Source organism: Nitrosomonas sp. PY1 (assembly GCF_022836435.1).
GTDB lineage: Bacteria > Pseudomonadota > Gammaproteobacteria > Burkholderiales > Nitrosomonadaceae > Nitrosomonas.
This window is the reverse complement of sequence record NZ_BQXC01000001.1, coordinates 811,764-837,869: the sequence shown is the minus strand read 5'-3', so window position 1 is coordinate 837,869 and position 26,106 is coordinate 811,764. Positions and strand designations below refer to the sequence as shown.

At 42.0% G+C, this 26,106-nt stretch carries 19 protein-coding genes; 6 read left to right on the top strand and 13 right to left on the bottom strand.

Annotation, left to right across the window (positions count from 1 at the left end):
• Window positions 1-204: 204 nt before the first annotated feature.
• From W03_RS03785 to W03_RS03750, 7 genes are all read right to left on the bottom strand, one after another.
• Window positions 205-1,482 carry a HAMP domain-containing sensor histidine kinase gene (locus tag W03_RS03785; RefSeq protein WP_244071542.1) on the bottom strand — a complete coding sequence of 426 codons (1,278 nt, stop codon included), beginning with the start codon at window positions 1,480-1,482 and terminating at the stop codon, window positions 205-207.
• Window positions 1,460-2,152: a response regulator transcription factor gene (locus W03_RS03780; RefSeq protein ID WP_244071540.1), complete on the bottom strand. Its 693-nt coding sequence runs from the start codon at window positions 2,150-2,152 to the stop codon at window positions 1,460-1,462. The genes W03_RS03785 and W03_RS03780 overlap by 23 nt, the downstream gene beginning before the upstream one ends.
• Window positions 2,153-2,170: 18 nt before the next feature.
• On the bottom strand, window positions 2,171-3,238 hold the full coding sequence (gene hemE, locus W03_RS03775) for a uroporphyrinogen decarboxylase (protein WP_244071538.1): 1,068 nt from the start codon (window positions 3,236-3,238) through the stop codon (window positions 2,171-2,173).
• Between the two features lie 278 nt (window positions 3,239-3,516).
• Window positions 3,517-4,635 carry a deoxyguanosinetriphosphate triphosphohydrolase gene (locus tag W03_RS03770; protein WP_244071536.1) on the bottom strand — a complete coding sequence of 373 codons (1,119 nt, stop codon included), beginning with the start codon at window positions 4,633-4,635 and terminating at the stop codon, window positions 3,517-3,519.
• Window positions 4,628-6,334, bottom strand: coding sequence for a 3-dehydroquinate synthase (gene aroB, locus W03_RS13450; protein WP_309296081.1), 1,707 nt, complete (start codon window positions 6,332-6,334; stop codon window positions 4,628-4,630). The genes W03_RS03770 and aroB overlap by 8 nt, the downstream gene beginning before the upstream one ends.
• Before the next feature lie 82 nt (window positions 6,335-6,416).
• Entirely contained in the window at window positions 6,417-9,527 is a 3,111-nt protein-coding gene (locus W03_RS03755; RefSeq protein WP_244071534.1) for an efflux RND transporter permease subunit, read from the bottom strand.
• A gap of 53 nt (window positions 9,528-9,580) precedes the next feature.
• Window positions 9,581-10,753 (bottom strand): efflux RND transporter periplasmic adaptor subunit, encoded by a 1,173-nt coding sequence (locus W03_RS03750; protein ID WP_244071532.1) that lies wholly within the window; start codon window positions 10,751-10,753, stop codon window positions 9,581-9,583.
• A gap of 286 nt (window positions 10,754-11,039) precedes the next feature.
• Here W03_RS03750 and W03_RS03745 point away from each other — a divergent pair, with 286 nt between their 5' ends.
• Together W03_RS03745 and W03_RS03740 are read left to right on the top strand one after the other, a co-directional pair.
• Window positions 11,040-12,755 (top strand): multicopper oxidase domain-containing protein, encoded by a 1,716-nt coding sequence (locus W03_RS03745; protein ID WP_244071530.1) that lies wholly within the window; start codon window positions 11,040-11,042, stop codon window positions 12,753-12,755.
• Window positions 12,752-13,738 (top strand): copper oxidase, encoded by a 987-nt coding sequence (locus W03_RS03740; RefSeq protein ID WP_244071528.1) that lies wholly within the window; start codon window positions 12,752-12,754, stop codon window positions 13,736-13,738. The genes W03_RS03745 and W03_RS03740 overlap by 4 nt, the downstream gene beginning before the upstream one ends.
• A gap of 161 nt (window positions 13,739-13,899) precedes the next feature.
• Here W03_RS03740 and W03_RS03735 read toward each other — a convergent pair whose 3' ends face one another.
• Both W03_RS03735 and W03_RS03730 read right to left on the bottom strand, forming a co-directional pair.
• Window positions 13,900-14,178 (bottom strand): hypothetical protein, encoded by a 279-nt coding sequence (locus W03_RS03735; RefSeq protein WP_244071526.1) that lies wholly within the window; start codon window positions 14,176-14,178, stop codon window positions 13,900-13,902.
• Window positions 14,179-14,326: 148 nt separating this feature from the next.
• Entirely contained in the window at window positions 14,327-15,958 is a 1,632-nt protein-coding gene (locus tag W03_RS03730; RefSeq protein WP_244071524.1) for a DNA mismatch repair protein MutS, read from the bottom strand.
• Window positions 15,959-16,100: 142 nt separating this feature from the next.
• Here W03_RS03730 and W03_RS03725 point away from each other — a divergent pair, with 142 nt between their 5' ends.
• The 4 genes from W03_RS03725 to W03_RS03710 are packed head-to-tail and all read left to right on the top strand — an operon-like array spanning window position 16,101 to window position 20,329.
• The gene (locus tag W03_RS03725; protein WP_244071522.1) at window positions 16,101-17,258 is read left to right on the top strand and encodes an efflux RND transporter periplasmic adaptor subunit; all 1,158 of its coding nucleotides are present in this window, start codon (window positions 16,101-16,103) and stop codon (window positions 17,256-17,258) included.
• Window positions 17,259-17,260: 2 nt separating this feature from the next.
• Window positions 17,261-17,944 (top strand): ABC transporter ATP-binding protein, encoded by a 684-nt coding sequence (locus tag W03_RS03720; protein ID WP_244071521.1) that lies wholly within the window; start codon window positions 17,261-17,263, stop codon window positions 17,942-17,944.
• Window positions 17,931-19,133 (top strand): ABC transporter permease, encoded by a 1,203-nt coding sequence (locus W03_RS03715; protein WP_244071518.1) that lies wholly within the window; start codon window positions 17,931-17,933, stop codon window positions 19,131-19,133. Before W03_RS03720 ends, W03_RS03715 begins: the two co-directional genes overlap by 14 nt.
• Window positions 19,130-20,329, top strand: coding sequence for an ABC transporter permease (locus tag W03_RS03710; RefSeq protein ID WP_244071516.1), 1,200 nt, complete (start codon window positions 19,130-19,132; stop codon window positions 20,327-20,329). The genes W03_RS03715 and W03_RS03710 overlap by 4 nt, the downstream gene beginning before the upstream one ends.
• A gap of 49 nt (window positions 20,330-20,378) precedes the next feature.
• On the opposite strand, the gene W03_RS03705 is transcribed toward W03_RS03710, so the two are convergent.
• From W03_RS03705 to W03_RS03690, 4 genes are read right to left on the bottom strand one after another with little or no spacing between them, the layout of a single operon-like run.
• Complete coding sequence (locus W03_RS03705) at window positions 20,379-23,321, bottom strand: EAL domain-containing protein (RefSeq protein ID WP_244071514.1); 2,943 nt, start codon at window positions 23,319-23,321, stop codon at window positions 20,379-20,381.
• An 11-nt stretch (window positions 23,322-23,332) separates the two neighbouring features.
• A complete protein-coding gene (locus tag W03_RS03700) occupies window positions 23,333-24,751 on the bottom strand; it encodes an OprO/OprP family phosphate-selective porin (protein ID WP_244071512.1) in 1,419 nt (472 codons plus the stop codon).
• Window positions 24,720-25,271, bottom strand: a complete 552-nt coding sequence (locus W03_RS13515; protein WP_375792709.1) for a substrate-binding domain-containing protein — start codon at window positions 25,269-25,271, stop codon at window positions 24,720-24,722. The genes W03_RS03700 and W03_RS13515 overlap by 32 nt, the downstream gene beginning before the upstream one ends.
• A complete protein-coding gene (locus W03_RS03690; protein ID WP_244071507.1) occupies window positions 25,246-26,025 on the bottom strand; it encodes a PEP-CTERM/exosortase system-associated acyltransferase in 780 nt (259 codons plus the stop codon). The genes W03_RS13515 and W03_RS03690 overlap by 26 nt, the downstream gene beginning before the upstream one ends.
• Window positions 26,026-26,106: the final 81 nt, after the last annotated feature.

The following is a 26,106-nucleotide window of genomic DNA, read 5'->3' as shown; positions in this document are numbered from 1 at the left end:
TACTTCACCCTATTCTCAAAACATCCTTTAAAGTAACGCAAATACAGAGATAAGACGCTTGTATCCGTTACTAAAAGTAAAAACTCCAAACTTACTCTTGCTTATTGATTGCGAAAACTTAAGGTTGGAACCTTAAGGGTAAAAACGTTAACACAAGAAATGTGAAGAAAGCGTGAAGGCAGATTACCTACTGGCGAGGCTCTATCAAGTAAAATGAATATGAAATGTTGTACCTTTTCCGGGCATGCTATCGATCTCAATGCGCCAGTGATAGTAATCGCAAATACGCTTAACGATTGCCAGCCCAATTCCCAATCCTTCCCCATCGGATGAGCCACGAAAAAACCGCTCATACAACATCGGCATATAGGCGGGGTCAATACCAATGCCAGAATCCGATAAAGAGAGTCGTTGATCATTGAAATCAACTCGAATAAAACCCTTATCTGTATATTGAACCGCATTACGCAGTAGATTCATTAATACCGTATACAATGCTTGACGATTTACAGTAATCGTTATAGAAGGAGAAATATTGACTTCAAAATCCAGATTTTTCCGTGATATCTCCATACAAATGGGATCAACTGCATCGTATACGCATTCAGCAAGCGCAACTGTTTCGACTTCTCCTAGCGATTGCTCACGTGCAAGAAATAGCAATGCTTGCAACTGTTCACCCATTCGGGTAGCCGCTGATTCAATCATTTTTATCCGGTAGTGCAATCGCTCCGATAAACTATCATCAACCAACAATAATTCGCAGCTGGTTAAAATAGTAGTAATAGGTGTTCTCAATTCATGGCTAATATTGGCAGTAAATTCGTGCTCACGTTGAAGCATGCGCTTAATGCGTGCTTGATAATCGTCCAACGCACGCGCTAGCTGCGCTACTTCTTCATCCATGTCTGGTTGTGTCAATAAATCGGCTCCCACAACCCCTGGTGCTAACGAATTTACTCTTTCCGCCAAATCAGTAACTTGCCGGACCAATACTTTAGCCAACAGATAGCCAACAATAAATGCGATAGCTATAACGATAAACCAAGAAAGTAAAATCGATAATCTTAATTTTTTTAAACGTTGCGTATGTAGCTCAATGCGATAAGCCACCAGAAATTTTGTTTCACCAATAATGCGCACAGAAACATGGAAATCTTTTGTGCCATGAAGAATACGATGAAAGCCGGGATTTAAACCTCGTAAATAAGCAGGGATCTGCAATTCGTCATCCATGTTGCTAATGACAAAACTTCTAACATGCAAACCTACTTGCGAATTAAAATCGGAGTGTTTCTGATAACTGCGTATTAGATGATCCATTTCCATTGCAATCACCTGCTCAATATGTGCTTCTTCGATATTGTCGGATAAAAAATAAAGAATGATACAAAGCGTCCCAACAATAAAGATGCTAAATGTAGCTAGCGCTACCGCAACGCGGTAACGTAGGCTTTGTTTAATCCCGTAACTGTTGTTCACGTAGTGTCAAGCAGTAACCCAAACCATGCACTGTTTCAATCGGGTCATAACCGCCTGCTTTGGTCAGGGCGCGCCTTAAAATATGCATGTGACTACGTAAAGTATCGCTCGTCTCTTGCGATTCTTCCCACGCTTCTTGTTCAAGTTCTTCGCGGCTAAATACTCTACCCGGCTCACTCATCATTAGTGCCAGTAAACGAATACATTTCGGTGGAAGTTTAACGTTTTTGTTTTCAAAGCGAATAGACACAGTTTTGGGGTCAAAAAACAACTCTCCGACTTCCAGAATCCGGTTAGCCACCTTACCGGCATGTCGCTTGTGCATTGCCAATAATCGCGCTTCCACTTCCTTCAAGGCAAATGGTTTGATCATATAATCGTCAGCTCCTTGTTCGAAGCCAATAAGCTTATCTTCCAAGGTATCGCGCGCTGTTAACATCAAAATTGGCGTATCAATTTGTGATTCTTGACGTAACTTCCGGCATAAAGTGATTCCGTTCATTCCTGGCAATCCTAAATCCAGCAGTATTGCATCAAACCGTTGCGTTACTGCCAGATGAAGCCCCGCCGTCCCATTTACAGCCGCATCAACGCTATGGCCACGCGACTCAAGAAAATCATACAAATTGGCTGCAATAGCTAAATCATCTTCGATAATCAAAATATGCATAAATAAAAGTCTATCACGCTATTCTTCTGTCATATGAAATTTACGACTGAACGAATGGACTGCATTCACCAGTTCTGCAGCATGCTCCGGTGGAGTAAATTGAGAGATTCCGTGTCCCAAATTGAATACATGGCCGCTTCCGTTTCCATAGCTTGAGAGAATCTTCTCCACTTCCCGTTTGATAACTTCTGGTGAAGAGAAAAGCACTGATGGATCCAGGTTTCCCTGCAACGCTACTTTATTCCCCACGCGCTTACGCGCCGAGCCAATGTCGATTGACCAATCCAAACCGACCGCATCGCACCCGATAGCAGCAATCGCTTCTAACCAAAGTCCACCACCTTTTGTGAACACAATACTAGGAATTCGCACACCATCCTTCTCACGCTTCAGTCCTGCAATGATGTGTTGCATATAGCGTAATGAAAACTCTTGGTAGGCCGAATGTGCGAGTGCTCCCCCCCAAGTATCAAAAATCATTACAGCTTGTGCACCGGAATCAATTTGCGCATTAAGGTACGCTGTTACGGTTTTAGCATTTACTTCCAAGATATGATGCAGCAATTCCGGGCGCTCATATAACATGGTTTTTATCTCTCGGAATTCAGTACCACCACGCCCTTCCACCATATAGCATGCCAATGTAAACGGGCTTCCAGAAAAACCAATCAGAGGCACTCTATTATTCAATGCTCGGCGTATTTCCGATACGGCATCCATGACATAGCGCAACTGCTTATTTATGTCCGGAGGACTTAATGCCCTAATTTCTTGCTCACTACGTAAAGGTCGCTCAAACATCGGACCTTCACCTTGCGCAAAATATAATCCTAGCCCCATGGCATCGGGAATCGTCAAGATATCCGAAAATAGTATCGCAGCATCCAGTGGAAATCGCTCTAATGGCTGCAAAGTTACTTCCGTAGCAAATGCAGGAGTTTTGCATAAAGTAAGAAAATCACCAGCACGTGCTCGCGTTTCATTATATTCCGGCAAATATCGACCAGCCTGCCGCATCATCCAGATAGGCGTATATTCAACCGGCTTTTTTAATAATGCGCGCAGAAATGTGTCATTCATCAGCATTTGTCATTAAGAATCCATAAAAAATCATCTGTAAGCGTGCACTATCTAAAAAGATAACACGCTGTTAAATTTTGTATTTTACCAGCGAACCCCGATTTCGTGTTTTACCATTGTTGTTACAGAAAGCAGAAAAGCATATTCAAAGCCGATTTCACAAAACAACAAAAATATAAATATATTATCATTTAGATACTTATATAAATATAATTGGATTTACAGATCGAAATCGCCCTCACGATTATTCAACCATCTTTAAAGCTTTAATGTAGTGATTCCCGTTAAGTTTCAGCGATATTAAACAATCGCTGATATTCCTTAATCGCGTATCGGTCAGTCATTCCGGCAATATAATCGGCAATTGCCTGATGCCCTTCCCGCTCGAATTTTTTCTGATATTTAGTAGGAAGCATTCTGATTTCATGACTAAACGCGGTAAATAGCTGTTCAATCGTATGCTGTGCGCGCTTATTCATACGCACGACTAGAAAGTGTCGATATAGTTGATTGAATAAAAATTTCTTTAATTCTTTTTGTTCTTTATCCACAGTCGGGCTAAAACCAATTAAAAGAGGTGCGGTGCGCACATCCTCAAGTGTAGCGATTCCTGCAGATTGAATGTTATACCGACTTTGCTGAATAAGATCATTGACTAAAGTGTTAACCATGCTGCGAACGGTTTCGTAGATCATACGACGTTCTGCCAGATTGGGATAACGATCCTTGACTTGATTGAGATGGCGAGAAAAAATCGCGACTTCTTTCAGTTGCTCCAAAGTAATCAATCCAGAGCGCAATCCATCATCAACATCATGATTATTATAGGCGATCTCATCTGAAAAATTAGCTAATTGCGCTTCCATAGATGGTCGCTCGCCTTTTAACAAACGCTCGCCGAGCATGCCTAATTTCTGCGCATTACTCTTGGAAGCACGTTTCAAGATACCTTCCCGAGTTTCATAGCAAAGATTTAAGCCATCAAAGGCAGCGTAACGCTCTTCGAGCACATCGACGACACGCAGCGATTGTAAGTTATGCTCAAAACCACCGTAGGCGCGCATACAGTCGTTTAATGCATCTTGTCCTGCATGCCCGAAAGGCGTATGACCAAGATCATGTGCAAGCGTAATAGCCTCGACCAAATCCTCATTCAATTCGAGATTTCTCGCAATAGAGCGCCCGATTTGCGCCACTTCAAGGCTATGCGTCAAACGAGTTCGAAATAAATCACCTTCATGATTAACAAAAACTTGTGTCTTATATTCCAACCGACGGAATGCCGCAGAATGAATGATTCGATCACGGTCTCGCTGAAACTCACTACGTCCCTCCGGGACAGATTCAGTAATGATGCGTCCTCTTGAGTTATGCACAGATACCGCATACTCAGGATTACTCATGGGACGTACAGGTCAATATGATCTCTTTGAGAACTGTAGATGATATATCCGCACGCATAACCGCCTCGCCAATCCGATTCAATAAAATGAAACGCGTTTTCCCAGATTCCACTTTTTTATCCAACGCCATTAATTCCAAATACTTTTCTGGTGGCATTTTGGGTGCAATAACTGGCAATTTCGCCTGCAAAAAAATCTCCCGGATACGCGCTACATCTGCATCGTTAATCAACTTCATCCGCAACGACAATTCAGCAGCCATCACAATACCAGCGGCCACTGCTTCACCATGAAACCAAACACCGTAGCCCATACCATTTTCGATCGCATGACCAAAGGTATGCCCTAAATTTAGCAGAGCACGAACACCTTTTTCCTTTTCATCTGCTGCAACAATCTCCGCTTTATTTTCACAGCTACGTTGAATCGCTTGATTCAAAATTTCCGGATCTCGCGCGATTAAGTGGCGCATATTACGCTCTAGCCAATCAAAAAACTCTGGATCGCGAATCAAACCGTATTTAATGACTTCCGCAAGTCCAGCATATAACTCCCTATCCGGCAAGGTATTCAAAGTAGCACTGTCAGTCAGCACCATACGCGGCTGATAAAAAGCACCAATCATATTTTTACCCAGCGTATGATTAATCCCGGTTTTCCCTCCCACAGACGAATCAACTTGTGCCAGTAATGAAGTGGGTATTTGAATAAAAGGTACCCCGCGCAAATAGGTTGATGCTGCAAAGCCGGCCAAATCGCCAATAACACCACCGCCAAGTGCTATCACAGTCGTATTACGCTCACAATGATTTTTAAGTAACGCATCAAAAATTACATTGAGAGTTTGCCAGTTTTTATGTACTTCGCCATCCGGCAAAATGATAGGAACAACAGTGATTTTCTTTTTTGCCAGTGCTGCTGTTAACGCACCTAAATATAAAGGCGCTACCGTTTCATTGGAAATAATTGCCACCCGCATTTGAGGAATATGCGACAACAATAAATCTACCTGATCGAGAATTCCATATCCAATATAAATGGGATAACTACGCTTTTCCGATACCGTAGCAAAATCGACTGTAATGGTCTGCATATTATTCTGGCAATGATTCCTGTTGATTTCTTGAAAATCCAGTGATATTAGTTTATGGATAAGTTTTTGTATAAGAAAACGCACTCCTTGCTTACCACTATCTATAATGATATGCGCTGTTTCCCGATAGTAAACATCACGTTGCGCATGCAAATCATTCAAGCGTTCCAAAAGATTTTTAGTTTGTAAAAGCGGTCGATTCTTATCATATCGGGTGCGACGGTATAAATCATTAACCGATGCGCGTAAATAAATAACCACACCATTTTTTCGTAAGGCTTTCCGGTTTTCTTGACTCAGTATTGCGCCTCCACCGGTCGCTAAAACCATATTGCGCTTTTTTACTAAATCAACCAACGCTTCAGATTCACGTTTCCGAAAACCTACTTCTCCTTCTATTTCAAATATGACCGGAATTTTCACCCCGGTACGGCTTTGAATTTCGTGATCGGAATCAACAAAATCTTTATTAAGCAAAACAGATAAAGCCTTACCGATGGTGGTTTTACCTGCCCCCATCATTCCGACCAATATAATATTGGTATCTTGCAGCTTTTCTTGTACGGCTCGAGCAATTTCTGCTTTATTAGATTTACTTAGATCCATAAGCGTCATTGTAGCGCAATTATGGCAAATTCCTTATTTACTCAGTATGTTTTGTCATAACCGTTTTAACCAGCACACCGCTTTATTCTTGGTGAATGCCAGTTTCTTTAGCAATGACAGTATTCCTGGATACGATCAGAAAAAATAATGGCACAAAAATAGTTGCCACACAGGTTGCCATGATCATGCCACCTAATACACCAGTCCCCATGGATTGCCGTGCTGCAGATCCGGCCCCAGTTGCGATGACAAGCGGCACTACACCAAGCATAAATGTCATGGAAGTCATAACAATCGGTCTAAAACGTAACCGCACTGACTGAATAGCCGCTTCATGCATGGCAACACCTTGCTGCACTTTTTGATTCGCAAACTCAACTAGCAAGATGGCATTTTTTGCGGCCAAAGCGATGAGCGTCACCATACCGATCTGAAAATAAATATCGTTATTCATTCCCAAGATGAGAATTGCCAATAATGCCCCTAGTATTGCAAAAGGCATCGCAAGAATAACAGCTAGCGGTAATGTCCATGTCTCAAATTGCGCGGCCAGAATGAGAAAAACCATAACGATTGCCAAGCTAACCGCCAATACCGCAACCGAACCTATCTTTTTTTCCTGAAAGGCGGTTCCTGTCCAAGCAATTTGATAACCTTCAGGCAATGTTTGTTGAGCAAGTTGTTCCACCAAGGCAATGGCATCTCCCGAACTGGTACCACTCGCTGTTGTGCCCATAACTTTTGCCGACAACAAGCCATTGTATCGCTCTAATTGTTCTGGACCTACAATATGTTTGACCTTACTCAAAGCGGATAAAGGAACCATTGCTCCCGACTCCGAGCGCACGTATACCTTACCGAGATCATCCGCCTTCATACGATATTTAGCTTCTGCTTGCAACTGCACTCGGTATGTTCTTCCTGATCGATTAAAATCATTGACATACAGGGTACCCATGGTGCTTTGTAAAGCAGCATAAATATCAGCAATGGGTATTCCTTGCGCGACAGCTTTAGCTTCATCCACTTCCAGGTAGTACTGCGGCACCGATACGCGTAGAAACGTATTCATTGAAGCCAAGCGTGGTTCTTGCTTTAAAGACTCCAGCAACTCATTGACCACCTCTGCCATTCGTACAACATCCGTATTAACACGGCTTTGCACATAAAACTCGAAGCCACCGGTACTTCCTAATCCTCGAATCGCTGGAGGATTGAAAGCAACGACCAAACCATCCGACTGCTGCATGCCGATGGCTGATAGCTGGCCAACCACATCGTTGGCGCTTACTGTTCGCTCTGACCAATCTTTCATGCGCACAAACACAGTGGAAACATTGGTTTTATTGCCACCACCCCCAATAAAATCCAATCCGTTTACTGAAAACTGATACTCAATAGCTGAATCTTTCGCCAAAGCTTCTGTAATCTTATCGGAGACTTTAATCGTTCGCGCCAAAGTCGCGCTGTCAGGCAGTATCACCACACCGATCACGTATCCTTGATCTTCAGATGGAATAAATCCGCTTGGAATACTGCGCACCAAGTAAGCCAAAATCAAAATCACTAATAAAAAAAGCATCAAACTACGCGCAGTGTAGCGAATACTCAAACCAACCATCCGGACATACCAACCACGAATCCGTTCAAATTGATGGTTAAAGCCATCGAAATACTTTGACAAATGCTCATTTGGCTTAAGTAACAACGCGCACAACACCGGTGTTAATGTCAATGCAACAATACCCGAAATCACACTGGCCACCGCGATTGTCACAGCAAACTGTTGATACAATTCACCGGCAACCCCACCCAAAAAAGCCACTGGAATAAATACCGCAACCAAGACTAAAGTCATTGCCACCACAGCGCTCGATATTTGTTGCATGGCTTTGATCGCTGCTTGAAAAGGTGAGAGTTTCTCTTCGGACATTAGGCGCTCGATATTTTCAAGCACAACAATCGCATCGTCGACCACAATACCGATCGATAGCACCATGGCAAACAACGTCAAGGTATTAATGGAGTACCCTAATAGCCACAAGCCTGCAAAGCTGCCAATCAGCGAAATAGGTATGGCAATCACCGGAATCAATGTTGCACGCCAAGTTTGCAAAAACAAAAAGACCACCAAAACAACCAGTAGCAACGCCTCCCCCAGAGTCTTCACTACTTCCCATATAGAAGCTTTAACAAACACACTTGCATCGTATGAAACGACATACTGCATTCCTTCTGGAAGGTATGATTGCAAGTCATTCATTCTAGCTTTTGCAGCAACTGCAGTATCCAATGCATTCGCGCCGGTACGTAAAAAAATACCGATTCCGAGACCTAACTCACCATTAATGTAAGTACGCGTTGCATAATCTTGCGCCCCCAGTTCGATACGTGCGACATCCTTCAAATACAACATGCCACTAGGGCCGCTAGCACGTAAAACAATTCGCTCGAATTGCTCAGGTTCAAGCAATCGACCCCGCGCAGTTACGGTATACACCAGTTGCTGATCAACCAAAGCAGGTTCTTGACCGATTTTTCCAATGGCTTGCTGGGTATTTTGTGCTCTGATTGCATCGGCAATATCACGTGCAGTAATGCCTAATTGCGCCATTCGGTCAGGCTGTAACCATATGCGCATCGAATAATCCTGCGCACCAAAAATCCGTGCTTCACCAACACCCGGAACACGCTTAATTTCATCCAGAATATTGGTCGTCATAAAGTTACTTAGAAACAATGGTGTATGTTCGGAATCTTGTGATGTGAATGCAAAAACCATTAACAAATCATTCGAACGCTTTTGAATTGTAATGCCTGTACGTCGCACTTCATCTGGCAAACGTGCCATTGCTGTATTGACTTCGTTGCTGACGCTAAAAACGGCGCGATCTATGTCAGTATCGATTTCAAAGGTAACCGTGATAGTTAATCGTCCGCTCGAATCCGCGCTAGAGCTGAAATACTGTAAGCCTTCTAAAGTATGCAATTTTTCTTCAATGGGCGCGGCTACAGTCTTGATTAATGTTTCAACATTTGCACCAGGATAAGTCGCCGTTACAACTACTGTTGGCGGTACAATTTTAGGGTATTGTTCAATCGGTAACTGCATCGCCGCAGCTAATCCAGCCAGAACGATAAAGATTGATAGCACCGATGCAAATATCGGTCGTTCAATAAAAAAGCGAGTCATGTTGTAATGGCTATAGCGTTTGTTATCACTAATAATCGTAAATTGAAATGAGCCTATGAGCGAGGTATAACCAATCTACCTGGCGCCAACCGCATTAAATTATCGACCGCAATACGGTCCCCAGAGTTTAATCCAGCTTCAATAAGCCAGTCTTCCCCGACCCAGCGCCCTACCTTTACCGATCTCGAAGATACCGTGAGATCGTCATTAATGACGTATACATACTTACCCAAATCCGATGTCAATACGGCCAGTTGAGGAATGCGATATACCGTATGCACTTTCCCCGCAGTAACACGAACGCGAACAAATTGCCCCGATAACACACGCTGCTCAGGATTTTCAAAAGTTGCTCGGATTTGCTGAGTCGCCAGCGCCATATCAATTTGACTCGCAGCGAAATTAATACGTCCGGGCAGCGGGTACTCTGCTCCATCTGGAAGAACCAAGGTAATATTGTGAACATTCTCATCATTGAGATAGTCACCAAATTGCATAATTTCGTTTTCCGAGAAACTAAAACGAACCCAAATGGGATTAAGCTGAGATATTGTTGTCAAAACGCTAGTATTGGCCGACACTAAAGTTCCCTCGGAAAACTGAGAACGCCCAGTTACTCCGCTGACGGGAGCTTTAACCAAAGTATAAGAATAATTCAATTGCGCTTGGCGCGCACGCGCTCTAGCTGATTGCAGTGCTGTTTCTATCACTGCCAATTCAGTTTTAACCAAATCATAGGCGCGACGACTAATAAATCCTTTTTCATATAACTGATGTTGCTGTTTTAAATCTTCGCGTGCAAGCGTTATTCGAGCCTGCTGTTCTTGTACTACTGCATTAGCTTCAGCCAATGCGTTTTTATAAGGCTCGGGGTCAATCAAATACAACTGCTCACCTGCTTTTACCGGCATTCCTTCGTCATATAAGCGCTTTAATAAAATCCCTCCTACCTGAGGACGAATTTCAACCTCCTTAGCACCTTCTGTCTGAGCAATGGTTTCAAGTGTAACTGGCAAATCTACTGGTTGCGCAACAATGAAACTAACGGGTACTGCGTTCGTAACGGTTGATACAGGTTGATTAGTATCTTTTCCACACGAAATTAGTAACAAACAAAACAATGTACTTAAATATCTGAGAAAAATGATTTTTTTTCTCCCGACAGAAGCATTCAACCGCACGGAAAAATCCACTTCCGATTTAATGGTCAATTTAATATACGTCACGCAATCTACCCTTCTAGTAATGGAAAAGACACAAAAACATATAAGGATTCTGTATAATATAGAGGAAAATAAACTGATAGATTATGTAAAAGCATTGCATAGATAATTAAAGATATTCTTCACAATTCTACTTGTCTGTGAATATAACATTAAGGATCGTTTCAGCAGACCTGCCATTCCAGAAAGTAACGTTGCATTGATAATCTAAATTGAGCAAGACCGTATCAAATGATACGATCTGGCCTTGTTTTAATATTACATTGATAAATAACAAAGGTACGTTGATATGCCTAACCCTATCCTCATTATCATACCGATTTTTTATTTGGCGTTAACTACGATCGACGCACAAGCGTCGTTGTTGTTGCCTGAAACAATCAAAGTTGATCGTGCGGCGCTAACATCCGAACCGCCTTGCGATCCTAAAATATCTCCTTCATGGCGTGAAGCACAAGTTATTGATGGTGTAAAAATTGAAGCATCTCCTGGATGCAGTCCTGATAACCCAGCTTGGATTGCAGCAGCCGTTAAAGGAACCAACAATATTTCCATGGATACTTTAATGAAAACCGGATTATCACCGGATGCTATCATTAAAATGGATGATTTGGATGGTGACGGTGACCACGATCGAATCATCATCAAGCTTGAAGTAATGGAACTAAACGGCAAATCACCCGATTTCCCAGGTATTCTTCCTACTTTCGATATTGCGCCCGGGGTACAGCCTGGTGCTTGGGTATTTGCACCCAAAACCAGTGGCATGTCTACCGAAAATTTTGAAAGTGTTAGAGCCAATCCGTTGCTGAGATTACCCGCGCCAGTTATACGAGTGGAACAAGGAGATATCGTACAAATTATTTTAGAAAACACGCATTATTTTCCCCATAGCATCCACTTGCATGGCGTAGATCACCCGTTTGCTCATAAAGATCACGGCGGCAATGATGGCGTGCCACAAACCAGTGAAACTGAATTAATGCCTGGCGAGCGCCGCATTTATGAGTTCCAAGCGCGCCAAACCGGCACCATGTTTTATCACTGCCACGTGCAAACCCATACGCACTTATCGATGGGCCTAGCAGGAATGATCATCGTGGAAGAAAACAGACCGAATAACTTGTTACAAACTCTCAATATCGGTGGCGGTCATGTGCGTTACCCATCTGTTGCAATCAGAGAAAATTTCGATCAAGAATATGATCTGCATTACCATGCGATGGATAAAGAATTGGGCGACATTATCAAGAAATACAATGATCCTCGCTTGATAGCACGTGATATGAATCGACGTTACGACATCACGGATTCGACTGAGGATTATTATACGATCAATGGCTTGTCGTTTCCCTATTCGTTAAGAGAATCCTTAATCATCGTCAAACCTGATCAAAAAATCAAACTGCGTTTACTCAATAGCGGTGGAGAAACAATCGCTATTCATACGCATGGACATCACGCCACGATCACACACTATGACGGCGTGGAACATAACCCGGTTGCACAAATCATGCGCGATGTTTTTGATATAGCACCCGCACAACGCTTGGATTTAACATTAAACACCACCAACGACGGAAAACACAGTTACGGCGAAGGGGATTGGTTGATTCACGATCACCGCGAAAAAGGCATAACTACTGATGGCATGGCTGAAGGGGGTAGTATGAGTTCCATCGTATATCCATCGTATCTTGGTGAAAATGGTTTACCTAAAACCAGTCATTTTGGTGTTGATCTCAGCTACAATTTCACGCAAGAATTTTGGCAAGGAAGAGTACCTATATGGCAAGATCTTGACGAAGCAGCCAGTTTAGGTTCTCCAGGCGGACAAGCGATTCGCATGGACATCACAACACAGAACAATTTATTGAATGCTTTGTACGGTTTAGTTGCAGGTCTTTTAATTTATTTCATCTTTGCGAAACGCGAATACTTCAAGCAATGTGTTATGACTGCCATTTCACGCATTAGAAGTGATAAGGGGAACAAACAATCATGATCAAAACCATAAAAATTGCTTGCTTACTAACGGTGCTAGCGCTTTGTGTTGACGTGGCAGCACAACAATCGAAGCCTGATGAACACGATCAACATAAGCATCATGAAATGCAAACGAAGGATGAAGCAGGTCATCATGAACACCACGATCATAGCGGTCACAGTATGAGTCAAGAAAGCGGATCGGCAGTCGATCACTTGCATGAACATGATCAAGACCATAGCGTTATAGACAAAACACACGATCATATGATTGACCATAGCCAACACTCAGATAAATCAACAGAGCACGGCGATATGCATCATCATCATCATATGGATCATGATCACATCATGGATCATGAGGGTACGATGATTATGGGACAAAATATTGATAAATTGCCTAGCAGCTGCAAAAGTATCTCGGAAGAAAAAGAAATTACTGTACGTGCCGGCAGAAAATATGCAGCAAAATTCCCCGGTACGATATTTGCATTTGATCAACAAGAATGGCGAGTCAAGCCTTGCTCAAAAGTGACATTTCATTTCATCAACGAGGATCATATCCGCCATCAGTTTATGGTGCACGGTTTACCCAAATACCTCTATAAGTACGGCATGTTTCATTTAGAAGTAACGGGACCTAAAACAGTGTCGGGCACCATCATTGTTCCTGGCTCGGATGATACCTTTTTAGCACACTGTGATATTTCTCATCACATGGAAAAAGGTATGAAAGCGCAATTAGTGGTTGGAAAAGGAGGAGAAAACATCCCTAGTATTCCAGGCTTAACACCTTATAATATAAATGATATCTATGAAGCAGAAAATTTGCCAAAGGTTTCAGACAAAGCAGAACAAAGCGCGGTGGTTAGACAGATAACAACCGCATTCACTAAATCCGATACACAAAACTATCTCATGATCTTGATAGGCGCTTTAGTAGGATTGCTCGGCATACCACTCGTCAAGAAAATGATGTCAAATAAAAAGACCGAGAATTAGCATTATTTCTGATTAGAAAACCAGCTAAATGAGATTCGCAAGTATTTCGCGATATATTTAGCTGGTTATTGGCGCTCTTGATGCTTTGTGATTCTTATTGCGCTACTTGTTTAAAATTTATGTAGTAGCGAACATATGCATTAAATTATTAGCAAAGTGGTTTAGCTACATTTTCCTGTTTCAGAACCATCGTCTTTGGTTTCTGCACCGCTTTCATTCACACAAGTATTTTGACAAACACCTGATTTCTTACAAGCCTTTCCAGCAGGAAGACTTTTCTTATCAATACAAGCGCCTTCTACCAAATAGCAAACTTGGTTTGCGCCACAGGCAGATTTGCCATCTTTTTCAGTATCAGGACTGCATTTTGCAAAGGCCTGGCTCGTCATAAAAGTAAACGCGACGAGAAGTAAAGCAACATTTATTATTTTTTTAAACATATTTTCTCCATTTGTATTTCAATAATGTGCGAAAACCTATTTCGCCGTTTCAGCATAGCAGAAAAATATTTAAAACGAGCGTGAATATTTGAATCAATTAACCTAGACCAAAAAAATCACTCCAAGCGCCCATCGTTTCATATTAACGCTACCGCATATCTTTGTGGCGCTCCAAGTGTTCTTCGACATCCTTCTGACTGAAACCGATAGCACTAGCCACGCGATCTGCATGACTGACTTTGGATACTCCCGGAATCAAACGGTGAGTTGGCTCATTTAACGCAAACTCTACTTGCAAGTAGTCTCCAATTTGATCTTTCCGCAGCAATTCGCATAACTCGTGATTGTGCGTCACCAATAAAGTACTGGCACCGAGTTTGTGAAATCCTTTTAAAATATACTCAGAAATAGTCATTTTTTCTTCAAATGTAGTTCCTTCTGATAGCTCATCCAGCACCACCAAACTCAACGGAGTAGAATTAAAAAATATTTCTCGGGTGCGCGTCAATTCATGCGCAAAGCGCCCCATACCTGCACTTAATTGTCCTGGATCGGGAACTTGATAATACATATGTTCAGTGGGTACTAATTTTCCTTGTTTTGCCGGTATATAACAGCCTATTTGCCCCAATAATTGAATTTGTATAACCGTTTTGCAATAAGCCGTTTTACCGCCACTATTCGGACCGGTGATGATTAAGATTCGATTTTTGGCATCCAAGCGAATATCATTTGGCACATACTCTATTATCTCATTGACCAATAATGGATTTTTTGCATAGCTAACGATCAATTGGTGTGATTTCTCATCGAGAATTTCTGGCAAGGTCTTATCGACGGTTAATGTCTCGCCATAGCGATAAAAAGACAGCAATTCATCCAACATACCCAATACTTCAATCACTCTTGCTAGTTCGGCACTTTCGCGAAATTTTCTACGTAATGGGTAAATAACCGAATCACGGTCTGATACTCCCATAGCCAACAAAATAATCGGGAAAACCGGAATAGTCAGCCCAAAAATTGCATAACTGATAAAAGACCCTCGCAAATACGGCATCAGTATTTCCATAAACTGCAAAATACCATACGATGCAGCAAAAAAAAGCAAAGCGGGAATCACTTTAAACAACGTAGGGTGAAAACGTGTATAAAGATCAAAGGTCGATTTCTCTTTTTTGGTTTTAAATTTCCCATTGGAATAAAACACCGGACCTTTAATTAGGGCATAAATATCTGAATTACCAAACTCACGAACTGTATTCAATAAAGCATTTAAATACGTTGATTTGGGGGATGGGATTTGGGTTATTTTTTCCACCAGGTCAATCACGAACTCAGTACCGTTCCTATATTGATGATAACCATAACCGCCAAACTCAAGCTTATCGGACGAACTTGGCTCTTCGCTAGCGAAACCGCCAAAAAACTTACCATACAAAAGATATTTCAACGATTTCTCATATTTAGCCAAATCTGCCACGTAACGTATTAAAGCATCGCGCAATTGAGAATCAGATTCGATTTCCATTAATGCTGCTTGCTTTTGCTGTAGCACCAATGCATCAACAGGCGGATGAGCAATCGAGCGAAATAGTACCAATTGCCCTATTTCAGTTTGTGTTCTATCGATCACGTTAAACAGCTTTTCGGCTTCGATCGCTCCAAATGTCTTCGGATCAAGTACCGAGAAGTCGCTTTCGTCAGGACGAATATCTTCCATACCCGTAGGTTGGTCTTCGTCCGATTGAATGAATTTGTTACGCCAAAGATCAGTCATAAAATTAGATTATTACCCTACGAGTTAAATTAATTTCCTGCACAGCTATTTGTCGGGATTTCAGCTTAAAGATGTAAAATACGCAGTTTTAAATTGAAACACAACTGATGCGTTATTCTTTCTGAAACAATTGACATATCACATGAAACCTCATACTCAGAATTCACTTCGATGGATAACTATTATCGTTGTGATCAGTATTTTATTACTGGCTGGTTGGTATTACATACGCCCCAAACCGATATTGGTTGAATGGATAACTGTTTCTACAGGTGACGTAGAAGCAGTTATTGTGAATACTCGCGCAGGTACAGTCAAATCTTGTCGAAGATCTAATCTTGCTCCGGCTTCAGGTGGACAGATCGCGAAGATTTGGATAAGAGAAGGTGACCGTGTGCAAGCAGGACAAGTTTTATTGGAATTATGGAATCATGACTTGCGAGCGCAGCTGGATTTGGCACAACGACAGCTTGCAACAGCACAAGAACGCAGACAAGAAGCTTGCATTTTAGCTGATAATGCACAACGCGAATATATTCGAACGCAACAGCTACTCAGCAAAAACTTTGTTAGCCCCCAACGAGTGGACGATACTCGTGCAAACGCAAACTCCCGTCGTGCAAGCTGCGAAGCAGCCATATCCGATATCAAGCGAGCGGAAGCGCAAATTCGCGTGAGTCAAGCAACCATTGACCGCACCATCATTACCGCACCATTCTCTGGCGTTATAGGTCATATCAGCGGCGAACTGGGAGAATTCACTACGCCTTCTCCTCCTGGGATTCCCACTCCACCAACGATTGATCTTATCGATGATCAATGTTTATACGTTTCAGCGCCCATGGATGAAGTCGATGCTCCCAAAATTCAAGTCGACCAGGAAGTTCGTATTACGCTGGACGCCATGCAAGATAAAGTTTTTCCTGGAAAAGTTCGGCGTATCGCACCTTTTATCACTGAAATAGAAAAACAAGCGCGTACTGTCGATATTGAGGTTGACTTTCATTCTTCTCCTACAAAAGGACTTTTAGTGGGCTACAGCGCCGATGTAGAAGTGATACTCGCAAGGAAGAATAACGTGTTACGAATTCCGACACAAACACTCCGGCAAAATAACAAAGTCTGGCTAGTTGACGCCAATAATCGCCTCATTGAACAACCTATCGAAAAAGGTTTAAGTAATTGGAGTTTTACTGAAGTTACCAGCGGCTTAAAAGAAGGAGATCATATTCTGTTATCGTCTGACCAAGATGGTATTAAGAGTGGCGTACTTGTATCCACCTCCCCAAAAGCTCCTTAAGCATGATTCGTCTGATCAATATTACTCGTACATTTACAATGGGTGAACAAACCGTGCTGGCACTGAATCAAATCAATTTGGAAATTACTTCTGGTGAATATCTTTCTATCATGGGTCCTTCAGGTTCCGGAAAATCCACTTTACTCAATATCATTGGATTACTTGATCAACCCGATGCAGGCCAATACGAACTAGACAACAAAGCCGTAACCGATCTAACCGAAATCGAACAGGCACAAATTCGCCGAAGAAAAATTGGCTTTGTTTTTCAATCGTTTCACTTGATACCACGCTTGACCGCAGCGGAGAATATCGAGTTACCTCTAACACTGGAAGGAGTATCAATCGATGAAAGAAAAATACGCGTACACGATGCTTTGCAGGCTTTTGAACTGGAACAGCGCGCCAATCACCGACCGTCTGAACTTTCTGGTGGACAGCGCCAGCGCGTTGCAATCGCACGGGCAACTATCATGCAGCCAAGCATCATATTAGCCGATGAGCCAACCGGAAACTTGGACCATCAGATTGGTGCTGAAGTCATGCTACTGTTGGAAAGCCTTCAGCATCAAGGAACCACATTGATTATAGTAACGCACGACCGCGAATTAGGCTCTCGTGCAAATCGACAAATTGCCATGCGTGACGGCAAAATACTCACGGACCAAGCACGTGACACTCCTTGATACGTTACGCACTGCACTTAAGGCGGTCATCAGCTACCGTATCCGGTCAGTTTTAATCGTACTCGCCATGTCTTTAGGTGTAGCTGCCGTCATAATACTAACGGCTCTTGGAGATGGCGCTAGAAATTTTGTTATTAATCAATTTTCTTCTATCGGCACCAACTTACTAGTGGTTTTACCAGGCCGCGCGGAAACGGCAGGATCTTTTCCTGGAGCGATTCTTGGTCAAACTCCACGGGATTTGACGCTACACGATGCGCAATTACTAGGTAGGCTTCCACTGGTTAAACGCTATGCACCGTTGAGCATTGGTGCGGCTGAGCTTTCAACGGCAAACCGCCTACGAGAAGTAACCGTATTGGGTAGTAATGAAAATTTAATACCCATTCGTCATATGAAGCTGGCGCAAGGAAGCTTTATTACGCAGGGCTCTGAAAGAAGCGCACAAATTGTATTGGGTGCCAAAATTGCTGCAGATTTCTTCCCACACAATCCGGCAATAGGGCAACGCGTTCGTTTGGGTGACAGCCGTTTCTTGGTTTCAGGCATACTTGCATCACAAGGTGAATCAATGGGTTTCAATACAGATGAAATTGTGATTATCCCTGTCGATTATGCGCAAGCGCTATTTAATACCACATCGCTTTTTAGAATTCTGATAGAAGCTAATAACCACGGGGAAATAGCAGCTACTAAGCAAGCAATACTTGCCACATTAAAGCAAAGTCACGAGGGTGAAGATGACAGCACCGTCATCACACAAGACGCTGTACTGGCAACATTTGATCGTATCCTACATGCGCTAACGCTGGCGGTGGCCGGTATTGCTGCAATTAGCTTGATTGTTGCTGGAATTTTGGTCATGAATGTGATGCTGGTAGCCGTCAATCAACGTACTTCAGAAATTGGCTTATTAAAAGCCATTGGTGCCACTTCGACCGATATTCGACGATTATTCTTCACTGAAGCTGCTTGGTTATCATTAGTTGGCGCTTTATTAGGATTTTTATTCGGTCAATTGGGTAGTTTATTGATACGCATTTTGTATCCACAATTTCCCGCCTGGGCACCCACTTGGGCCTCCGCAGCCGCTATTAGCATTGCATTAATCACTGGAATCATTGCTACCACGCTGCCTGCGATCAAAGCTGCACGGTTAAACGCGGTAGCAGCATTGAGTAGAAAATGACCTGGCTCGATATTTTGCAATTTTCCTACCGCGCGTTGACCGCGCATCGTTTGCGCACACTTTTATCAGTATCTAGCATTGCGGTCGGCATCGTCGCAATCATTTTACTTACAGCCATTGGCGATGGTGTGCAGCGTTTTGTTCTGTCTGAATTTACCCAGTTTGGTACCAATATTATTAACATCAGTCCAGGAAAAATTAATACTCATGGTGGATCATTAGGCGCCATTGGAAGTGCCCGATTACTTACGATCGAAGACAGTATTGCGTTAAAGCAAAGCCGCTATGCGCAATATATCAATGCGAATGTTGTCGGTAATGCAGAAATTCGAGCACAAGGCCGTAGTAGACGCGTCACAGCCTACGGCCAAGGACCACATTTTGCGCAAGCCTTTAATATGCACGTTGCAATGGGGCAATTTCTGCCGAATGATGATCCACGTAATCCCCGTCCTTATGCGGTACTCGGCGCCAAAGTTCATCGTGAATTGTTTGGCAATACTAGTCCGCTTGGAGCAATGCTGCAGATTAGTGGGGCACGTTTTCGCATTATTGGCGTGATGGCATCGAAAGGCAATGTATTAGGTTTTGATTTGGATGACACGGTGTTTATCCCCACCGCTCGGGCATTGGAGGTATTTAACCGGCAGGGTGTAATGGAAATCAATTTTTCTTATTTTCCCGATGCACCAATGCAGGCAGTCATCGATGATATTCGTCATATCCTCGTTGCGCGTCATGGCCGAGAAGACTTTACCATTACACCACAAAAACAAATGCTCAGCACCCTGACAACCATTCTGAATATACTCAAATTTTCGATAGCAGCGTTAGGCGGCATCTCATTACTCGTAGGCGCCGTAGGAATGATTACTTTGATGTACATTACCGTATCAGAACGTGTTGCAGAAATTGGCTTATTAACCGCACTCGGTGCAACCCGCGCTCGTATTCGTATGTTGTTTTTATTAGAGTCGATTACACTCGCGACGATAGGAGGATTAGCCGGATTAAGCTCAGGCATTGCAATTGCTGGATTATTAAAATGGCTAGTGAGCGGTTTACCCGTTAATATTCCATGGGATTACGTACTTGGAGCATTATGTGTATCGACGCTTATCGGTCTTGTAGCTGGTATTGCGCCCGCAATATACGCAGCAAGATTAAACCCTGTCGATGCATTAAGAGCAGAGTAACGTTCAGTTCGCCTCAGGAAATAAGAAATATGATTGATTTGTTAATAGCCTATTTAGAGGATAAATCATTAAATCCAATTCTTTCAGTTAAAAATTGCTCAATGGGAGACGGCCTACCGATGTAATAACCCTGTGCATAATCGATATCCATTTGCTCAATGATCTTCAAAATTTCTTCGCTTTCAACAAATTCTGCAGTCACCTTCCTACCAAATCCTCGAGCTACGCTGCATAAGGCATTTACTAAAATAACATCATCGCTATTACTTGCTAGATTTTTAATAAACGACCCGTCAATCTTGACAGTATCGACCGGTAATTCTCTTAAATAAAAGAAAGAGGAAAAACCCACACCAAAATCATCCAATACAAAACCGCATCCCAATTCTTTCATTTCCTTCATTAAAGTACGCGCACCCGGAATATCTTCTAACGCAGCAGTTTCTGTGATCTCAAACATCAAATTTTCTGGATCTATATGATATTCAGACAATTGTTGTTTCAGAATCGGCATCAACTCAGGATCATTAAAAGCATGCGCAGATAAATTGATAGAAAAATTAGCAAAAACTCCGGCTTCATAAATCATCGCTGCCTGAGCAATCGCTTTGCGCAATACCATATGGTCAATGGCATGTATCAATCCAGTATTTTCTGCGGCAGGGATAAAATCACCCGGCGACCGTATCGTGCCATCTCTATCTTGCATGCGAATTAACACCTCATAATGTGTAATTTGCTTGGTTTTGATATGCATAATCGGCTGCAAATACAACATAAAGTTATCATGAGTTTGCGCATACTCAATCCGCTCTTTCCAGTCCACCAGTAATTGAATGCGATCAAGGATACGATCATCATCCGAAAATAAATACCATGCGTTTCGTCCGATAGACTTTGCCTGATACATTGCGAGATCAGCTGCCGCAAGCAGATCCTGAATATTTCCACCATGCTGAGGAAATAATGCAATACCAATGCTGGCCGAAATTTTATGGGTACGGCCATTAATGGTAAGTTGCGCCTGATTAAGCTGAGTTAAAACTTTCTTCGCGACCTCAATCGCGCCTTCCGCATTAATTTCCGGTAAGATAATGGCAAACTCGTCACCTCCTAATCGACCGGTAATGTCACCAGTTCGTGTTGTCTTAGCCAACATGGTAGCTACCATTTTCAACAAACTATCCCCTGCTTGATGACCACTGACATCATTAATGTATTTAAATCGATCCAAATCAAAAAACAACAATGCACCAGGATGGAGATATCGCTCGGAACGATGCAATACTTGCTCCAACTCTTCGCTGAAACGGCGTCGATTGAGCATATTGGTCAAAGGATCATGATCTGCCAGCCATGCCAAATGCCCTTCTACACGCTTATATTCGGTAACATCCAAGCCAACAGACAAAATGGAGGGATCTTCTTCGGAATTCCAAGAAAGGTGAGAATGAAGCCATGCCACATGACGCTTTGATCCATCTTTACAATAAGTTATTGCTTCATGGCGTAATTGCATTTTTTGTCCAGAATGAATCTCTGCAAAACGACTCATCGCATCTTCCGAGTCGTACTCTGGAATCAATGTACCCAAAAATGATTTACCTAACAATTCTGCTTCTGTGTAGCGAGTTAGCATTTCTCCATAACCATTCAGAGTAATGATTTTTCCTGCTGAATTTTGCGTCAAAACAATCGCCTGTGCCGTATTCAACAGATTTTTCACGAAATCTCTTTCTCGGCTAAGCTCATCTCTTTGTTCAATCAACATCTTTGTACGAGACGATATTTTCAATTCAAGCTTTTCCAATTGATGCGACAAAGTAATTGCAGCCTCGGACAAAGTATCGACTTCATCTCTAGAAGTTCGTATTAAAACAGACAGAGACTGACGGAAACTCTCAAACTGACCGCTTGCAAGTAAAGGCAAGGCAATTGCAACATCCTTTAAGCGTGAAAGTATTCGAGTCAATATTAAAAACAAAAGAAGCTGAGAAATGATCAACCCTAACAATCCGGTTAGTCCAATATTCCAAATTGAATTACGAATGTTTCTAACAGCCGCTGTAACATCGGTAATAACAACCAAGGATGCGCTATCGGCCTCAACAGCATTTAATGCAAATAGCTCCAATTGGTGATGCAAATTACGACCGCTGACTTGCACGCTCTCTTCCAAAACTCCAATCTGTGGATATATTTCAGATGCTTTATGAAGAATTTGGTAATTAAATTGATAATTTCCTTCCGGATTAGTCAGTACAGAAATATAAACACCCCAATTTTTAATAACTCGGAAATTTTCTTGGGAATTTAAGTTTTTTTGCTGTTTAATGAGTAAACCAATATCAGCGCCGAAAATACGTTTAAAAGATACCAATACATCAACCAGCGAAATCCCGAGTACTACAGTACCCACTTTACGTCCATCAACCAATAAAGGCGCTATAGTGAACTGTACGCAATTTTCTTGGCAAGACAGCGGATTTATCGGTTGCTCGAATTGGTTAACATGCACAACCCAATTCCGCAGCATTTCCGTTTCGATATCAGCATACTCGGCATTATCCCAACCAGCAACGAATTGATTTTTATCATTAAAAAAATAAACAAACTCGACATCATTATGAAACTGCAACAATGACCAGTGCTGATCGAAAGCCTTACTTATATGCTCGCTGTCATTCACTAATAATGCGTCTCTCATACCATTCAGAAAGGGAATTATCTCAGCAAGTCGATCTAAGTTTTGTGTAGTATTATCAATCAAATTATCGATCTCTCTCGAGAAACGCTTATGGTCAATCTGCCTCTGATCATCAAAGCTTTGCATCAACCCCCAATAACTGATCGCAGAAAACACCACAACAATTGCTAGCAATATCAGGCTACTACCAAATAAAAGCTTCCACCGCAAACTATAAAAGTTTTTCTGCTCCTTGACTGCCGTAAGCTGTGACTTGACGATTGGATGTTCCGAACTGTTATTCATCAGTAGTACGATTAGAAACGATAAGAACCTTGTATGGCAAAAAGATCCCATTCTTTATGTGTATTTTCCGGATACATGTTATCCAGCCGCGATAACCAACCCGTTCCATTCACATGATGATACTCGGCACGCAACATAAACTCGGGTGTAATATTCCAACGTATTCCAACAGTAATGTCTTTGGCGTAGCGTGAATGCTCAAGCCCGTGCCGACTATCTGGATTTTCCGAGACCCACTGCTTCCCGCTCTTATCGGATCGATCGGTAAACAAAGCATCGTAACGCACAAACCCTTCCCATTTGGGTGTAAAGCGATATTCACCCTGTACATAATAACTCTCACCATAGAAATTAATGCCATCGAGCACTGTATTATTAAAATTAGTATACGCAAAATGCCGAATAGCGTATTCAGACGTCAAGCTCCAACGCTCTGCATTGTATTGTGCCGAGAAATAAACCGGAGAAAATTGCAATGAACCGTTCGAAATGCTTTGCCCACCCAGTTTATCTCCGGCTCTTGAAACATAATCGGTATTGAGCCACACCCCACTGACCGCTAGAACTATTCGCCTGTCATTGGTTTCATAAATACCTCGTCCGATAATAGATGGTTCTTGGGTTAAGTGACCATTCATATGATCCCCTATCAAAACAGATGCTCGTGTATCTTTATCAGTAACGATAGGAAAGAGGAAACCAAATTGTGTTGAAAGTGTCCCCCATTGGGGATGTGAAATATCTCCATACAAATGCACACCATCACCCGATAACGCAAGATTTCGTGTGCGATCGAAATAAATTGATTGCGGCAGTAGAATACTCGGTCGAGTAAACGGTACATCGCGCGTATCGTTATAGAAACCAAATGGATTTTTTAATCGACCGACTCTGATACCGAATTGATTGGCTTCATGCGAATATAATCGATAATCCAAGAATCCAAAATCAAGTCGAGGCATACCGGAACTTCCTTCACCTGCACGACGCGATAATCCTTGTGCTGCAATCAATAATCTTGGTAAAGGCCGAAACGATGCATTAATACCTGCCTCCGTTAATCCAAAACTTCCCAACCCACCATCACTATTGCCAAAAACATTATTATGCGTCGTTACGATATACGATTGGCCAATAAAACCATGAATCTGTAAATCGCCTTCACGTGATTTTTTTTGATACCAATTCGCAGCATTATTGATCCATGCAGGTCTTTTTACTTCAGTTATAAATGAAGGCAGCGCAGAAGTCTGCAACCACTTGAGTGAAGTTTCTTGTGAATTGGTTATTGTTTTTTGTACCACTTGATTCTCAGCATAGGCGCAAAAAAATACGCTCTCAAACAGCAGTAGTAACATAAACTGCTTTACAATTCTGCCGGAAAATCCCGTCAAAAAGTTATTTAATTGTGAGCACGTTAACATTTTCATTAATATTGGCTCTCCATAGATAACCGATTGCACCAGGTGTACTGATTATTTTCTCCAGCATTTCTTCAATGGAATTAACCTTAATGGGCGCTTGACCTGTTCCGGAAAATACCAGTCTGTCCCAAGTGGATCTCAGTTGATACGGAAAAACATTCAGTTTTTCTTTAGAAAACATTTGATGCAATGGATCATCATCAGCTAACACAAAAACCCTTATTTTTGTCCCATCTGGCCATGTTTTCAAATGCATGCTAAAAATAGACCGGAGCGAATTGGTTGATATACTACTTTCACCAACGCTTTTATTAATAACGACGTGGTAATGATTTACAGCATAAGCCTGGGATACTGTAAATAAAAAAAAAGTCAATAGTACTCTGCAGGCAAGAAATCTATATGTCGACAAACAATAATGAATAAATGCAGTCCGTACAAAACAAGAAAATGAATGCAGACTCAAGAAATAAATTCCCCAAAAAACGTTTTTTGTGGAACTAGAATGACAGATTGTACTTGCCACATTCGGTTAGAACTTCCCATGATTCATAATTTTCCTTATACATTCTGCTTAATACCTCTTCAACTTTGATGCAGTAAGGACGCCGAATACCATGATAATTAACAGTCGGCCCAGCGCAATGAAAATTTAAACCATAAAACCTGAGTAAACGATTGAGCGCAGGCTCCATTGCAGAAATCCAGTACTTAATGTTATGTTTTACTGACAAACGCATCACACAAGCCATCAGTAACAAACTTAAGTGTGGTGTAGATCGTCGATCAGAAGCCCTCCGATCCTTATCGGAACGAATGACATTACCATTGGATTTACTATCATCACTCCTTCTTGATTCACCATCTCTGGATTTTCGCCGTTCTCCTTTGCGTCGATCAAATTGGCTCAAAATAACAGCACGAGAAATTTCCGCCATATCTGCACGATGGATATTTTTGAGATCGCAAAGCTTTGAATCCACATGTGTATTAACTTCTACCGGAAGTAATTTTTCTGAATCGTTTGGATCAGGCAATATGAGGCGTACCGCACCAATATATTGTCCTGTCGACTTAAAACGCAACAAAGCATGACAGGAATGATCATCGTATTCATCCTTTTCTAACTGATCGGGATAATCACTCGCATTCATATCCGGAAAACTATTTTGTACACACAAAACTTGATAGCGTATTCTATAAACAGCTTCAAGCAATTCGGGTGTATCAGCGACTACAATTTCAAAAAAACTCCGAAACCCACTATACGAATCATTCATAGATCGCCAAACTAAGTTTTATTACATGTTTGTAAATTCGAAATTATGAAATAATTTTCTTAACTGACCAGTCACGTATCA

Bases quoted from the DNA above. Each gene is read 5' to 3' on its own strand.
- W03_RS03730 (WP_244071524.1), bottom strand. From the start codon at position 15,958: ATGACTGATCTTTGGCGTAACAAATTCATTCAATCGGACGAAGACCAA.
- W03_RS03700 (WP_244071512.1), bottom strand. From the start codon at position 24,751: ATGAAAATGTTAACGTGCTCACAATTAAATAACTTTTTGACGGGATTT.
- W03_RS03780 (WP_244071540.1), bottom strand. From the start codon at position 2,152: ATGCATATTTTGATTATCGAAGATGATTTAGCTATTGCAGCCAATTTG.
- W03_RS03720 (WP_244071521.1), top strand. From the start codon at position 17,261: ATGATTCGTCTGATCAATATTACTCGTACATTTACAATGGGTGAACAA.
- W03_RS03745 (WP_244071530.1), top strand. From the start codon at position 11,040: ATGCCTAACCCTATCCTCATTATCATACCGATTTTTTATTTGGCGTTA.
- hemE (WP_244071538.1), bottom strand. From the start codon at position 3,238: ATGCTGATGAATGACACATTTCTGCGCGCATTATTAAAAAAGCCGGTT.
- W03_RS03755 (WP_244071534.1), bottom strand. From the start codon at position 9,527: ATGACTCGCTTTTTTATTGAACGACCGATATTTGCATCGGTGCTATCA.
- W03_RS03735 (WP_244071526.1), bottom strand. From the start codon at position 14,178: ATGTTTAAAAAAATAATAAATGTTGCTTTACTTCTCGTCGCGTTTACT.
- W03_RS03770 (WP_244071536.1), bottom strand. From the start codon at position 4,635: ATGAGTAATCCTGAGTATGCGGTATCTGTGCATAACTCAAGAGGACGC.
- W03_RS03710 (WP_244071516.1), top strand. From the start codon at position 19,130: ATGACCTGGCTCGATATTTTGCAATTTTCCTACCGCGCGTTGACCGCG.
- W03_RS03725 (WP_244071522.1), top strand. From the start codon at position 16,101: ATGAAACCTCATACTCAGAATTCACTTCGATGGATAACTATTATCGTT.
- W03_RS03690 (WP_244071507.1), bottom strand. From the start codon at position 26,025: ATGAATGATTCGTATAGTGGGTTTCGGAGTTTTTTTGAAATTGTAGTC.
- aroB (WP_309296081.1), bottom strand. From the start codon at position 6,334: ATGGATCTAAGTAAATCTAATAAAGCAGAAATTGCTCGAGCCGTACAA.
- W03_RS03705 (WP_244071514.1), bottom strand. From the start codon at position 23,321: ATGAATAACAGTTCGGAACATCCAATCGTCAAGTCACAGCTTACGGCA.
- W03_RS03740 (WP_244071528.1), top strand. From the start codon at position 12,752: ATGATCAAAACCATAAAAATTGCTTGCTTACTAACGGTGCTAGCGCTT.